The organism is Clostridium sp. 1001271st1 H5 (assembly GCF_005845215.1).
In the GTDB taxonomy this organism is placed as follows: Bacteria; Bacillota; Clostridia; order Lachnospirales; family Lachnospiraceae; genus Enterocloster.
In genome coordinates, this window is the sequence record NZ_SPHO01000001.1 from 191,553 (window position 1) to 205,853 (window position 14,301).

At 51.7% G+C, this 14,301-nt stretch carries 13 protein-coding genes and 1 other annotated feature; of the genes, 10 read left to right on the forward strand and 3 right to left on the reverse strand.

Annotated elements, in window-relative coordinates:
* The first annotated feature begins 2 nt into the window (after positions 1 to 2).
* From FGS84_RS00760 to tyrS, 4 genes are all read left to right on the forward strand, one after another.
* Complete coding sequence (locus FGS84_RS00760; protein WP_138305842.1) at positions 3 to 1,385, forward strand: amidohydrolase; 1,383 nt, start codon at positions 3 to 5, stop codon at positions 1,383 to 1,385.
* A 288-nt stretch (positions 1,386 to 1,673) separates the two neighbouring features.
* Complete coding sequence (locus FGS84_RS00765) at positions 1,674 to 3,959, forward strand: glycosyltransferase family 2 protein (RefSeq protein WP_138305843.1); 2,286 nt, start codon at positions 1,674 to 1,676, stop codon at positions 3,957 to 3,959.
* A 43-nt stretch (positions 3,960 to 4,002) separates the two neighbouring features.
* Positions 4,003 to 4,563 (forward strand): TetR family transcriptional regulator, encoded by a 561-nt coding sequence (locus tag FGS84_RS00770; protein WP_227146164.1) that lies wholly within the window; start codon positions 4,003 to 4,005, stop codon positions 4,561 to 4,563.
* A 50-nt stretch (positions 4,564 to 4,613) separates the two neighbouring features.
* Positions 4,614 to 4,884 (forward strand) — a binding site (T-box leader).
* A gap of 45 nt (positions 4,885 to 4,929) precedes the next feature.
* Positions 4,930 to 6,159 (forward strand): tyrosine--tRNA ligase, encoded by a 1,230-nt coding sequence (gene tyrS / locus FGS84_RS00775; RefSeq protein WP_138305845.1) that lies wholly within the window; start codon positions 4,930 to 4,932, stop codon positions 6,157 to 6,159.
* 85 nt (positions 6,160 to 6,244) lie between these two features.
* On the opposite strand, the gene FGS84_RS31910 is transcribed toward tyrS, so the two are convergent.
* Both FGS84_RS31910 and FGS84_RS31915 read right to left on the reverse strand, forming a co-directional pair.
* Entirely contained in the window at positions 6,245 to 6,520 is a 276-nt protein-coding gene (locus FGS84_RS31910) for a YdeI/OmpD-associated family protein (RefSeq protein WP_347563746.1), read from the reverse strand.
* Positions 6,521 to 6,542: 22 nt separating this feature from the next.
* Positions 6,543 to 6,680, reverse strand: a complete 138-nt coding sequence (locus tag FGS84_RS31915; protein ID WP_347563747.1) for a hypothetical protein — start codon at positions 6,678 to 6,680, stop codon at positions 6,543 to 6,545.
* A 185-nt stretch (positions 6,681 to 6,865) separates the two neighbouring features.
* On the opposite strand from FGS84_RS31915, the gene FGS84_RS00785 reads away from it, so the two are divergent.
* Entirely contained in the window at positions 6,866 to 7,870 is a 1,005-nt protein-coding gene (locus tag FGS84_RS00785; RefSeq protein WP_138305846.1) for an immunoglobulin-like domain-containing protein, read from the forward strand.
* Here the strand turns inward: FGS84_RS00785 and FGS84_RS00790 are convergent.
* Entirely contained in the window at positions 7,845 to 8,786 is a 942-nt protein-coding gene (locus tag FGS84_RS00790) for an AraC family transcriptional regulator (protein ID WP_138305847.1), read from the reverse strand. The genes FGS84_RS00785 and FGS84_RS00790 overlap by 26 nt on opposite strands.
* A gap of 169 nt (positions 8,787 to 8,955) precedes the next feature.
* Between FGS84_RS00790 and FGS84_RS00795 the strand changes: the two genes are divergently transcribed.
* From FGS84_RS00795 to FGS84_RS00815, 5 genes are all read left to right on the forward strand, one after another.
* A complete protein-coding gene (locus FGS84_RS00795) occupies positions 8,956 to 9,990 on the forward strand; it encodes a TIM barrel protein (RefSeq protein ID WP_138305848.1) in 1,035 nt (344 codons plus the stop codon).
* Positions 9,991 to 10,066: 76 nt separating this feature from the next.
* On the forward strand, positions 10,067 to 11,215 hold the full coding sequence (locus FGS84_RS00800) for a carbohydrate kinase family protein (RefSeq protein WP_347563748.1): 1,149 nt from the start codon (positions 10,067 to 10,069) through the stop codon (positions 11,213 to 11,215).
* A gap of 49 nt (positions 11,216 to 11,264) precedes the next feature.
* Positions 11,265 to 12,413: a Gfo/Idh/MocA family oxidoreductase gene (locus FGS84_RS00805; RefSeq protein WP_138305850.1), complete on the forward strand. Its 1,149-nt coding sequence runs from the start codon at positions 11,265 to 11,267 to the stop codon at positions 12,411 to 12,413.
* Positions 12,414 to 12,426: 13 nt separating this feature from the next.
* Positions 12,427 to 13,416: a sugar phosphate isomerase/epimerase family protein gene (locus FGS84_RS00810; protein ID WP_138305851.1), complete on the forward strand. Its 990-nt coding sequence runs from the start codon at positions 12,427 to 12,429 to the stop codon at positions 13,414 to 13,416.
* An 18-nt stretch (positions 13,417 to 13,434) separates the two neighbouring features.
* Entirely contained in the window at positions 13,435 to 14,274 is an 840-nt protein-coding gene (locus FGS84_RS00815; RefSeq protein WP_138305852.1) for a class II fructose-bisphosphate aldolase, read from the forward strand.
* Positions 14,275 to 14,301 lie beyond the last annotated feature (27 nt).

Below are 14,301 nucleotides of genomic sequence, written 5' to 3' on the forward strand. Positions count from 1 at the left end.
ATATGAACGCTGATTTTATCTGCTCGCAGATTGAAACACACAAGGAGGAAATCATAAGGTTAAGCCTGGATATATGGGGAAATCCGGAGGGGCCTTACAGGGAATTTAAGGCAAGCGCCTGGACGGCAGGATTGCTTGAAAGGCATGGATTTCAGGTGGAATTGGGGGCGGGCGGCATTAAGACCGCCATAAAAGCCCGCTGCGGCAAGGGACATCCTGTTATCGGCTTTCTGGGTGAATACGATGCGCTCCCCGGCCTGAGCCAGACCAAAAGCAGTGAGCCGGAACCAGTCCCCGGCCAGGAATACGGCCATGGCTGCGGGCACAATCTCATATGCGGGGCAAATGCAGGCGCTGTCATTGCGCTGAAAGCATGGATGGAGCAGGAGCATATTCCCGGTACCATTATATTTTACGGCTGTCCGGCGGAGGAGGTCCTTACGGGAAAGCCTTTTATGGCAAGGGCCGGCCTGTTTGATGAACTGGATGCAGCCCTGGCCTTCCATCCTATGGAATGCAATATGACAACCTATGGAAATATGACGGCGGCCAATATGGCAAAGTTCCATTTTAAGGGAAAAACCGCCCATGCTTCCGCAGACCCTTACAACGGACGCTCCGCCCTGGACGCAGTTGAGCTTATGGACATCGGAGCCAATTATCTCAGGGAACATATAAAGCCTGACGCCAGAATCCATTATACGATTACCGAAAGCGGCACTGTGCCTAATATTGTCCCTGACAAGGCATGTGTGTGGTATTTTGTGAGGGCTGCCATGAGGGAGGATGCGGAGGATGTCTACAGAAGACTTGTGGATGTGGCAAAAGGCGCTGCCCTGATGACTGGTACAGAGCTTGAGACAGAGTTTTTAGGGGGATGTTATGAGACCTTAAACAATAAGGTGCTGGAGGATTTGGTACACAAGGCCATGGAGGATATTCCGCAGGAACCCTGGACACAGGAGGAAATAGAGTACGCATCAGCCCTGAACCGATTCTATGAGAAGAATAAATCAGCTATCTTGGACCAACATGATTTGCCGGATAACATGGAAATCCATGAGGGGGTGCTTCCCATGCTTGCAACAGGGGACTGCAGCTCATCGGATGTTGGGGATGTGGCCCATATAGTACCCACGGCATTTTTCACAACGGCCTGCAGCAACATAGGCGCACCCGGCCACAGCTGGCAGATTACAGCCTGTTCCGCCCACAGCATTGGCCTGAAGGGTATGCTGTACGGAGCTAAAATACTGGCAAAAGCCGCCCAGGATTTGCTGACGGAGCCTGAAATACTGGAACGGGCAAATGCGGAATTCAAAAAAAGAATCAGGGGAAAGACATATCAATGTCCGTTACCGGAAAGCATGGATATACCTGAATAAGTAAGAAATACAGGGGATATGCATGAGGGATACAGCGGATGCTTCAGTCATGGCGGCTTTAAAAAGAGGCTTTGATGTTGATGATATGGCCTTTACAAAAGTACTCTACCGCTACTTTGAAAAATAGCGCTGTTGCACAGGAAAATAGCGCTGCAGCATTGAAAAATGGTGGGCTGCCCGGACCGCGTCCAACCGCTGGAATCAATTTACATATTGCCACCCCCCTGATAAGCTGTATAATTGAATGAAGATTGAAATGATGCATACAGCGAAAGAACAAGAGGAAACATGAACAGAAATCGGAGGATACACAAGACAGATTCCCATTCCGGCGTACGTATATTCTGGGGCTGGGCAGCCGTTCTCACCACCATTATTTACATAAGCTGGAGAGTCTTCTTCACGCTGCCGGATTACAGGACATACGGCTGGCTGGCAGCGGTTTTAGGCGTTATACTGGCTGCAGCGGAATGTTCTGCCATGCTGGAGGGAACAGAGCATTTCATACGGCTCCAGCGAAAGGTGATTCCCGAAAAACCGGAGGTTCCCAGGGAATGGTATCCGGAGGTGGATGTGCTGATTGCCACCCATAACGAGGATGCGGAGCTGCTGTTTAAAACAGTGAACGGCTGTATCCATATGGATTACCCGGATAAGACAAAGGTACATATTTATCTGTGTGACGACAGCGGCCGTCCGGAGGTGGCAAGACTGGCAGCAGAGATGGGAGTAGGTTACTGTGCCATGAAGGAAAACCGGCATGCCAAGGCAGGGAACCTGAACAATGCCATGTCCATGACGGATTCCCCATGGGTTGTGACCCTGGATGCGGACATGATTCCCATGCAAAACTTCCTGACTGAGGTGGTTCCCTACACGTTTCTGCCTGTGATGAAGAAGCTTGAGGACGGAACCTGGGCAAAACGGACAGCCGGTGAAATGGACGGGTCCTTCCGGATAGGCTTTATCCAGACGCCCCAGAGTTTTTATAACCCGGACTTATTCCAGTTTAACTTTTTCAGTGAAAAGAGGATTCCCAATGAGCAGGATTTCTTTTTTAAGGAAGTCAATGTAGGGCGGAATAAAGCCAATGCCCCCATATATGCCGGTTCCAATACGCTGCTTTCAAGGCAGGCCCTCAACGAGGCAGGAGGCTTTGCAACAGGAACGGTTACAGAGGATTTTGAGACAGGCCTGCGGATACAGTCAAAGGGATATACCTGTTACGCCATAGACAAAATCCTGGCCCACGGACTTGCTGCAACGGATGTGGGAAGCCTGGTCAGACAGCGAATCCGCTGGGGACGGGGCTGCATCCATTCCCTCAGAAGGGTGCATATCTTATGGAACCCAGGATTTAAATTTAATACAAAATGCAGCTACCTGTCCTGCCTCATGTACTGGTGGACCTTTTTACGGCGGTTTGTATATATTTCAGCTCCCATTCTGGCAGTTCTGTCAGGTGTTCCCGTGGTGGTCTGCAGCCTGGAGGGTTTCCTCTTTATCTGGCTTCCTGCATATCTGCTCTATAATCAGGCGCTAAAGGTTGTCTCCGGCAGGATAAGGTCCCGGCGCTGGAGCAACATCATAGATACCACCATGTTTCCCTATCTCATTGTTCCCATTGTTCTGGAGACTTTATACTTTAAGCAGAGAACATTTCATGTGACGGATAAAAGGCGGGTCCGGGGAAGAAATTCCAGCTGGAAACTGGCCATACCCCATATGTTATTTTTATTGTTTGATTTGGCAGCCCTGTTTTTGTGCCTGAGGCATGTATTCCTGAATGGCTTTTTCGGAAGCGTCATTCTGGCCTTTTGGCTGGCTGCCAATGGCCTGGACCTTGTAATGGCCGTATTTTTCATGACAGGGCGGAAAAATCTGCGGACCAATGACCGTTTCGATGTTCAGATGCCGGCAGAGATTACATATCTGGGGAGAGAGAGTCATGGGGTGACTGAAAACATTTCAGAAACAGGGCTTTCCGTCATTACAAAAGAGCCTGTCTATGTGCCGTATGAAAAGGAACAAGCAGTGGTTCACCTGAAATCACGGAAATATGAGGCGTGGATAAAGTGCAGGGCAGTTCATGTCCGCAGAGTGGGGAATGGCTGGCTCTACGGCCTGCAAATCATGTCGTTGGAAGGGGAAAACAAGAAGCAGTATTACCAGATGCTCTATGACCGCCACCATGGGCTTGCGGAACAGATTCACAAATCAGCGGGATTATACAGGGATATATGGCTGAACATCCGGAAACGATTCAGGGGAAATACGGTATCCGGGCAGAAACTGCCGGGCATAAGCCTGGATGTGGAGCTGGAAACCCTGGAAATGGGAAGGGTCAGGGCGGTTGCCTGGGATTTTGAATCCATTACCCTGGAAGGGACAGGAGGGAAGGAGAGGCTGACCCTGGTGGCTCCGGAACAGGGGATGATGGTCCGCTGCGTGCTTGCCGGTCCGGAGAGAGGGAGGTACCGGATTGAGAATCAGAGAGAGCTGCTGTTAAGCGAGTCATTTGGGGGATTATTCTGCCGGGATGCTTCAAGGGATATTGCCATGGAAGGAAGATAAGGATATAATATCAGCAGTCAGTACAAGAGAGGTAAGATATAAGGTGGATGAGAAAGCAGACAGCAGGAAAAAATTGTCGGAAGCAATCGAATATCTGTTGGGCAGAAAGAGTCTGGATGATATTCCGGTAAGCGAAATCGTGGAGAAAGCAGGCATATCAAGGCGGACCTTTTATCGCCATTTCTGTGACAAGTACGAGCTGGTGAACTGGTATTACGATGAATTTTATGAAGAAAGCTTCGGCAGCATTGTGATGGGAGCCGGACTGGAGGAGGCATTGGTCCAGTGCCTGCGGATTTACTGGCAAAAGAGGAATGTCCTGAAGCATGCATATGAGAGCCGGGATATCAATGGCCTGAAGAACCATGATATCCAGATTACCAGAAGGATTTATGAGACATTCCTGAAGCAGAGGGGCGCGGATATCCGGTCTGAAATCATGTGGTTTTCCATTGAAATGGCTGTGAGGGGCGGAAGCGACATGGTGATTCAGTGGATGCTTGGAAATATTGAACTTCCGGCTGAGAAAATGGCGCGCCTGATTTGTGAGACGCTGCCCGAGGCAATTAAAAAGTACCAGATGCAGCCTGTCACACATGTGTAAATCTGTGACTTCCCTTTTGGCATGTCTCCTGCTATACTGCACATGTAATAAAGAATGCCATGAAGGAGACCAGTAGTACAGAGGCTTTTCTCACAGAGAGCGTCCGGTTGGTGGAAGGACGCAGGAAACACTGTATGAATACGCTCCGGAGCAGCAGCCTGAAATGGTCAGAGTGTGTCTGAATATTGTTGTTTGCCGCACTCAGGTAGGGTTTGACGGGAACGCCCGATACAGCGTGAGAGTGTTGACTGACACTCGATGAGGAATGTTCTGTGAAGGATGTTCAAGTACAGAGGTGGTACCGCATAACCTGCCCTCTGCAGCAAGCTGCTGCAGGGGCTTTTTTTGTCTGAAAAGGAGGAAGACATGGGAATTTACGAAGAATTGGAAGCAAGGGGACTGATTGCCCAGGTAACGGATGAAGCAGAGATTAGGGAGCTGGTGAACGGGGGAAAGGCAAAGTTTTATATCGGCTTTGACCCAACGGCGGATTCCCTTCACGTGGGGCATTTCATGGCCCTGTGCCTGATGAAGAGACTGCAGATGGCGGGAAACCGTCCCGTGGTCCTGCTGGGAGGAGGAACAGGATACATCGGGGACCCGTCGGGCCGCACGGACATGCGCTCCATGATGGGACCGGATGTGATTCGCCATAACTGCCAATGCTTTAAGCGGCAGATGGAACGCTTTATTGATTTTGACGGGGAAAACGGAGCCATTGTCGTGAACAATGCGGACTGGCTTCTGAATCTGAACTATATTGAGCTTCTCAGGGATGTGGGCGCCTGCTTTTCCGTGAATAATATGCTCCGCGCGGAGTGTTATAAGCAGAGGATGGAAAAAGGGCTGTCCTTCCTGGAATTCAACTACATGATTATGCAGTCCTATGATTTTTACCATCTGTACAAGGAGCTTGGCTGCAACATGCAGTTTGGCGGGGACGACCAGTGGTCCAATATGCTGGGCGGAACAGAGCTGATTCGAAGGAAACTGGGGAAAGACGCTTATGCCATGACCATTACCCTTCTCATGAACTCGGAAGGAAATAAGATGGGTAAGACTGCAAGGGGAGCCGTGTGGCTGGACCCGCAGAAGACATCGCCCTTTGAGTTCTACCAGTACTGGAGAAATATTGCAGATGCGGACGTGATGAAATGCATCCGTATGCTTACCTTCATCCCGGTGGAAGAGATTGATGCCATGGACAGCTGGCAGGGAGCCCAGTTAAACAGGGCAAAAGAAATCCTGGCCTATGACCTGACTGCGCTGGTGCACGGGGAGGAGGAGGCCCGCAAGGCAAAGGAAACCTCCGTTTCCCTGTTTGCAGGGTCCATGGATGATGATAATATGCCGTTTACAGAGGTTGGGGAAGAAAACCTTATACAGGACAGCATAGGTATCATGGACCTCCTTGTGCTGTGCGGTCTGGCAGCATCCAAAAGCGAGGCCAGAAGGCTGATTGCACAGGGAGGAATCCAGGTCAGCCAGAAACGGGTGGAGACCATTGACTTTGCCGTGAGCCGGTGTATGCTGGAGGATGGAATCATCCTTCAAAAAGGGAAAAAGGTGTTTAGAAAAGCGGGCATGAAGAAATAGTTCATATATGCCTGGGGGCGCTGCGGATGAAAGGTTCATTTTGCAGCGCCTTTAGAGGGTGTTTGAAGCATTGCAGGGTGCGTTCTTACATGGGTTTCAGGTTTTTCTCCAGACGTTCCACCATCCAGGCAAAGCGCCTGGCGCGCCCTGCGTCCGTCCTGGCATCATAATAAGCCCTTGTATAGGTTTTTTGCACAGAGGGAGACATTCCCTGAAAATTCAGATATGCCTGTTCATGTTCTTTTAAAAGACCGGCCACTGCCTGGATTTGTTCCGCTGTGACAGCCGGGGGGCCGGAAGGCTTGTCCCACTGGCCGTTTTGTCTGGCCTCCCGGATTTTCTCTCTTCCGAAATCAGTCATCAGTCTGCGTTTTTCCAGGCCTTCAGCCAGGGTCTTGTTCTTTTCGGACCACTTGCTTTGACTTTTCAAACTGCAGCCAGACGCCGCCGCTGTCCGTGCAGTGATTCTCCAGCCAGATGCGGAACTCGCCGCGTGTCTTAAAATGCAGGGGCTCGCTCATACTATTTTCTCCGTTCTGTGTGCGGGGTTTATCTGTATGAGAAAATTATAGCATGGGACAGGGCAAATGGACAGGATTTGTTTGCGGATTCTATCATGTGATTTATATACTATGTTTTTATGGGTTTGTCTGCTATAATATTCAAAAATGCCGACGGTTCTGGTATTGATTCAGGAGGGGATTTCATGAAACATAGAAGAGTAACAGCATTGACGGCTATTTTGGTTTCCGCCGTGGTGTCCGTATGTGCCTGCGCATGGACGGCAGGGGATGATGCAAATGTCTGCACAAAGGTGTCTGAACAGGGAAAGAATGAATCATCAAAACCAGTCTCCCAGGCCGGAACGGAAGCACAGACCGAATCAAGCCAGGCTGCTCCCAATATGCAGTCAGCACCCATTCTAAGGGGAGAAGCCCGGTCCGCGGCAGCAGAAGCCCATGGCCTACTGGAACAGGCATCGCCTGAAACCAGCGCCATGACCCTGTTTATATACGATGGGAAGTCTGTGCGGCTGTCCTATATGTTTGACAGCAAAAAGGAACAGGGGATACTGGATGCTCTGAGCGCTGTAAAGGCAGAACCAGTGGATGGCTGGACCGCAAAGGACGTATCCCTGCCTGTGTACGGAATTGAGATTGGCAGGCAGGATGGAATGAGTATTTTTGCCGCGTGGACCAATGGGAGATGGATTGCCCAGGACGGGTCTGTATATAAATTCGATTTTGATTTTGAAGGTCTGGCGCACAGGAAGGAATGGGAGAGCGCAGGGGAACTGCCCTCTTTTACAAATTTTCCGTGCGCCCGGATATTCACCCAGGAAAAAGATAAGTGGAATACCCGGTTCCTGGTTCCGGCTGCTCCTTTAAACCCACCGGATGGCATTTCCATGACGCTGGATTCCTGGGATAAGGATATGGCGGCGGTGACTATTACCAATGAGAGCGGCGGGGAATGGAGCTGCGGCGAATTTTACGAGTTACAGGTTCAGATTGACGGCACATGGTATGAGATTCCGGCCATGCCAGGCAACTGGGGCTTTAACTGCGTGGGCTTTTATGTGCCGGACGGCGGCGGGCAGAGTATGCTCAATCATCTGGAAATGTATGGGGAACTGCCCCCGGGAAAATACCGCCTGGTTATGAAGGAGCTGTCGGTAGAGCATGTCATACCACCAGTTGGTTTACCATAAGAACACAGCGCTCTAAAAGCACAATGCTGGAGGCAGGGGACAGGAATTCCTGGGTGGTGAGCATGGATTTTTGCTGCTGTTTCAGCTCGTCGTGGCGGAAATTCCGGCGGTATTCCTTGGGGGAACAGCCATACTGCCGCCTGAAGCCGCTGTTAAAATATTTGGAATCAGAAAAACCGCAGGACATACATATGTCCAGCAATGGGAAGTCCGTCAGCAGTAAAAGCTGGCGGGCTTTTTCGCACCGGATTTTGGCCAGGTATTCCTGAAAGGGGATTCCCAGGTAATCTTTAAAAAAGTGGGACAGGTAGGTAAGACTTAAATCCTCCTTCAGGGCAAGGTCGGACAGGAGAAGCTTTTCCGAATAATGTTCGTCAATATAGTGGGTGATTTTGCGCATGCGGGAAGCCTTGCTCTGGGAGGCGCTTTTTTCCTTATCAGACAAAAGCCTGTGGGGCAGGGTGTCCAGAAGGCAGGCAAAGAGCAGGTTCAAGAGCCCAACACACTTTAATTCAAATTTGTCGGTTTTTTTCAGGTAAAGGCAGGCAAGCTCTATCATCATGTCGTACAGCTTTTTGTGGACATCCATTCCATCCTTTTGGAGAATCAGGGAGGTGAATTCCAGATTGGCAATCTGGGGGTAATAGGAGGAAAAAAAGGACGGGTGTACCTGCAATGAAACTAAGAGGGCAGGTGAATCGGCCTTCAGTTCATGGCTCTGAAATGGGTTCACAATAAAGAAATCCCCTGGTTTCAGGCTGCGGTTCTCATTCTGGGCCTGAAGGCTCAGACTGCCCTCCAGCAGAAGGCAGAGCTCAAAATCCTTGTGGATATGGGGTGTGCGGTAAAGCATGTTGACGAGAAACAGTTTAAAGTTCATTTGGCTGTGCGATATGATTTCAAATTCCTGGCTCATTGAATCCTTACCCCCTTTCCCACAGTATACGTCCTTCCGGCTGTACTTGTAAAGTAAAAAGCAAACTTGTCATGGTTTGAACCGTAAATTTGTTTGGGATTCCAGGCTGGAAACTTGCTATAGTATGAGTATGATACACAGACAACCAATGAATCAGGAGGGTAAGGATATGACAAAATTCAAGTTTTCCGTGGGGCCATGGAATGTGCATTCAGGAGCGGATTCCTACGGGCCGGCTACCAGAAATGAAATTGATTTTGAAGAGAAAATCAGGAAATTCGCGGAGCTGGGTTTTTCCGCCATCCAGTTCCATGATGACGACGCAGTGCCGGATATTAATGATTATACAGAGGAAGAGATAAAGGAAAAGGCCAGGGAACTTAAAAAAATGCTGGACAAATACGGGCTGGCGGCTGAGTTTGTGGCTCCCAGGCTCTGGATGGACGGACGCACCGCGGACGGCGGATTTATGAGCACCTCACAGGAGGACAGGGAATACGCCATGTGGAGGGCTTACCGCTCCATCGACATTGCAAAGGAGCTGGGCTGCAATATGGTGGTGCTGTGGCTGGCAAGGGAGGGAACCCTTTGCGCGGAGTCCAAATCCCCTGTGTGGGCCACAAAGATGCTGATTCAGGCCATCAACAAAATGCTGGAATATGATTCGGATATCCGGATATGCATTGAGCCAAAGCCAAACGAGCCCATTGACAGAAGCATCTGCGGGACCATGGGCCATGTACTGGCTGTGTCGGCAGCCACCATTGACCCCGGAAGGGTGGGCGGAAACCTGGAGAGCGCCCATGCCATTCTGGCCGGCCTTGACCCGGCCCATGAAATCGGATTTGCCATGGCAATGGGAAAACTGATGACCGTGCATCTCAATGACCAGAACGGAATCAAGTATGACCAGGACAAGGCTTTCGGCGTGGAAAACCTGCGGGCTGCCTTTAACCAGGTCAAGGTACTGAAGGAAAATGGTTACGGTGAGAACGGGGAATACGTGGGCCTGGATGTAAAGGCCATGAGGACCACCAGGGATGAGGACAGCTATAAGCATCTGGAGAACAGCCTGAATATATTCAGGGCATTGGAAGAAAAGGTGGACCGGTTTGACTATGAATACCAGAAGGAATGTGTGAAAAACCGGGATTTTGAGGGACTTGAAATGTATGTGATGAATCTTCTCATGGGCCTTGCATAAGGAATATGCGAAGGACAGGTACGAAGAATGGCAACAAGCGCCAAAAGGGGAAAGAATGGTGGCAGACAAGAGAGCAGTGGCAGAAAAGCGTGCAGTGGCAGACAAGAGAGCAGTGGCAGCAGGACATATTTGTATTGATATCACTCCCCTGTTTCCAAAGGGGAGCGCAGGAGAGGCGGGAAAAATTCTGGCGCCCGGCAGTCTGGTGCAGATGGATGGGGTGGATATCCATCCCGGCGGGGCAGTGGCAAATACCGGCCTGGCCATGAAACGGCTGGGGGTGGATGTGCGCCTGATGGGAAAGATAGGAAAGGATGAGCTGGGAACCCTTATCCTTAAGTGTTTGGAGGGACATGGGGCCGCAGAGGGAATGATTCTGTCGGACCAGGAAAAGACTTCGTATTCCGTTGTGCTGGCCATGCCGGGAATTGACCGTATTTTCCTGCATGACCCAGGCGCCAATGTGACATTTTCCGGCAGCGACCTGGACTTTGAGGCAATCAAAGAGGCGCACCTGTTCCATTTCGGATATCCGACCCTGATGCGGCACATGTACCAGAACCAGGGAGAAGAAATGGCCCGGATGTTCAGGCGGATAAAAGAGGGGGGAACCGCCATATCCCTGGACATGGCAGCCATTGACCCGTCCTCGGAAGCAGCCGGGGCGGACTGGAAAGGGATTTTGGAAAAGGCGCTGCCCTATGTGGATTTCTTTGTGCCAAGCGCAGAGGAGCTGTGCTTTATGCTGGACCGGGAACGCTACCGGGAATGGACCAAACGGGCGGAGGGCAGGGATATCACAGAGGTAATCCAGGTCAAGGATGTGAAGCCCCTGGGGCAGATGGTCCTGGATATGGGGGCCGGGGCTGTATTGATTAAATGCGGCGCTCCGGGCATCTATTACCGCACGGCCTCCGGAAACCGGATAGAAGACCTGTGCAGGAAGCTGAATCTTTCCATGGAATCCTGGAAGGACAAGGAGGGCTTTGAGCCAGGCTTTGAACCGGATACAGTGGTATCCGGTACTGGTGCAGGGGATACCAGCATTGCGGCGTTCCTGGCCTCAGTCCTGAGGGAAGCGGACCTTAAAGAGGCCGTGGAGATGGCGGCTGCGGCAGGCGCTTGCTGCGTGGCTGCTTACGACGCCCTCAGCGGCTTAAAGTCCCTGGAGGAAATGAAGGAGAGAATCAGGCGGGGATGGAGAAAAGGGGCATACAGACCATGATGAGACAGAGCTGAAAAATGGCAGAACCAACCATGAAAGGAGAAGAGAGATGGCAAAGACACTGACATACGGTATGGTAGGCGGGGGTCCGGATGCATTTATCGGCGATGCCCACCGCCGGGCAATCGGGCTGGATGGAACGGCAGTCATTGGGGCAGGGGTATTTTCAAGAAACCGGGAGAAATCCTTACAGATGGCGGAAGAACTCGGCGTTTCCCCGGAACGGTGCTATGAGGATTACCGGGCAATGGCCAGGGCCGAGGGAGAGCGGGAGGACGGGATTGACTTTGTGGTGGTGGTCACGCCCAACCAGTCCCATTATGAAATCTGCCGGGCCTTTTTGGAGGCGGGAATCCACGTGGCCTGCGATAAACCGGTGACAACCACATACGGACAGGCAAAGGAACTGGAAACCCTGGCAGAGGAAAAGGGCCTTTTGTTTATGGTGACTTATACCTATATGGGCCATGTGACCGCAAAATACGCCAGGGAGCTGGTGGCTTCCGGCGCCATCGGTAAGGTGCGCACGGTCATGGCGGAATATCCCCAGGGCTGGCTTGCATTTGAGGGTGATTTCGGAGGAAAGCAGGGAGAGTGGCGCTGCGACCCGCAGCAGTCGGGCGGGGTGAACTGCCTGGGAGATTTGGGCACCCATGTGGAGAATGCAGTGGCAGCCATGACCGGCCTTAAGATTAAGCGTCTCCTGGCTAAAATGGATGTCATTGTACCCGGCCGTGTGCTGGATGACAACGACAGTATTCTGGTGGAATATGACAATGGAGCCACCGGCATATACTGGACGTCACAGGTGGCGGTGGGGCATGACAACAGCCTGCGAATCCGTATTTACGGCAGCAAGGGCACCATCCAGTGGTTCCAGGAAACACCTGAGAAGATTACGGTCATAGATGCAGACGGCACCATCCGGGAAGTGCACCGGGGATATGGAGCCATAGGGGAAAGGGCAGGCAGATATGGAAGGCTTCCGGCCGGACATCCCGAAGGCTGGTTTGAGGCCATGGGCAATCTCTACCGCAGCTTTGCAGAATGCATCCGCGCCAAACAGGAAGGAACCTTCAGGCCGGAAATGGCGGATTATCCTGCGGTGAGCCAGGGCGCTGAAGGGCTGGCGTTTGTGGAAGCCTGCCTGGAAAGCAATAAGAATGGAAACACATGGGTGGAGTTAGAGCGTAAATAAGGAGGATATGATTATGGCAAGACCGGTAACGATTTTTACAGGACAATGGGCTGATTTGGGTTTGGAGGAAATGTGCCGGACAGCAAAAGACATGGGATATGAGGGGCTGGAGATTGCCTCCTGGGGCCAGATTGATTTACAGAAGGCAGCGGAGGACCCGGAATATGTAAGGGACCTGAAAGCCACCCTGGAAAAATACGGACTTGGATGCTGGGCCATTGGCGCCCATCTGCCGGGCCAGTGCGTGGGCGATGTGTGGGACCCGCGTCTGGACGGGTTCGCACCGGCGGAACTGGCAGGGAAGCCGGATGAAATCAGGGCATGGGGCATACAGCAGTTAAAGTACGCTGCCATGGCTGCAAAGGCCATGGGAGTCGGGGTGGTGACCGGTTTTATGGGTTCCCCCATCTGGAAGATGTGGTATTCCTTCCCTCAGACCACAGAGGAAATGGTGGAGGCAGGGTTTCAGCAGATTAAGGAGCTGTGGACCCCTATTTTCGACGTGTTTGACCAGTGCGGCGTAAAGTTTGCCCTGGAGGTCCATCCAACAGAAATCGCATTTGACTATTACAGCACCCGGAAACTGCTGGAGGTGTTTGAATACCGTGAGACTCTGGGCATTAATTTTGACCCCAGCCACCTGATTTGGCAGGGAATGGACCCGGCCATGTTCCTGTATGATTTTGCCGACAGGGTGTATCACGTACATATCAAGGATGCGGCCGTAAACCTGAACGGAAGAAATGGAATCCTGGGCTCTCACATCACCTTTGGCGACCCAAGACGGGGCTGGAACTTTGTATCGCCGGGCCATGGCGACGTGGATTTTGACAAAATCATCCGGATACTGAATGTAAAGGGATATGACGGGCCTCTCTCCATTGAATGGGAGGACAGCGGCATGGACCGTATTTTCGGGGGAACAGAGGCATGTGCATTTACGAAGAAGATTAATTTTTCGCCGTCAGATATTGCCTTTGACGATGCATTAAAGACAAAGTAAGAAGGACAGGTAAGAACAATGCTGGTAAACTTAAATGACGTATTGATTCCCGCCAGGAGGGGAAAGTACGCGGTGGGACTGTTTAACACGGTCAATCTGGAACTGGCCAGAGGTGTGATGGAGGCTGCCGAGGAACTGGACTCCCCTGTTATCATCGGAACAGCCGAGGTACTGCTGCCCTATGGGCCCCTTGAGGACCTGGCAAATCTTCTGATTCCCATGGCGGAGCGGTCGCCGGTCCCTGTGGTGGTGCATCTGGACCACGGCCTGAAGGAGGAGACATGCAGACAAGCCCTGAACCTGGGATTCAGCTCCATTATGTATGACTGTTCCACCATGGAATACGAGGCTAATATCGGACGTGTAAAAAAAATGGCGGAAACAGCCCATGCCTGCGGGGCGTCCATTGAGGCGGAGCTGGGTCATGTGGGAGATAACGGAGGAGAGGACCCATCCTTATTTTATACGGATTCGGCCCAGGCACGGGATTTCATTGAGAGAACCGGAGCAGATGCGCTGGCCATTGCCGTGGGAACGGCTCATGGCGCCTACAGGCTTCCGCCCAGGCTGGATTTTAACCGGATTGCTGAGATTGCGGAAACCATTCCAACGCCTCTGGTCCTTCACGGGGGCTCCGGTCTGTCGGATTCGGATTTCAGGACAGCGGTGGGGCGGGGAATCAGCAAGGTCAATATTTTCACGGATATCAACCAGGCCGGCGCCAGGGCAGCGGCCCTTGGCTGCAGGGAAGGAGCGGGGCTTACGGATATCATTCTGCCGGAGATAGAGGCGGTGAAACAGTCTGTGATGGAGAAGATGAGATTGTTTGGGTCTGTGGGCAGGGGGAGTGAGAGGTAAGGTTAAGATACCAGAGAGGGATGCAGA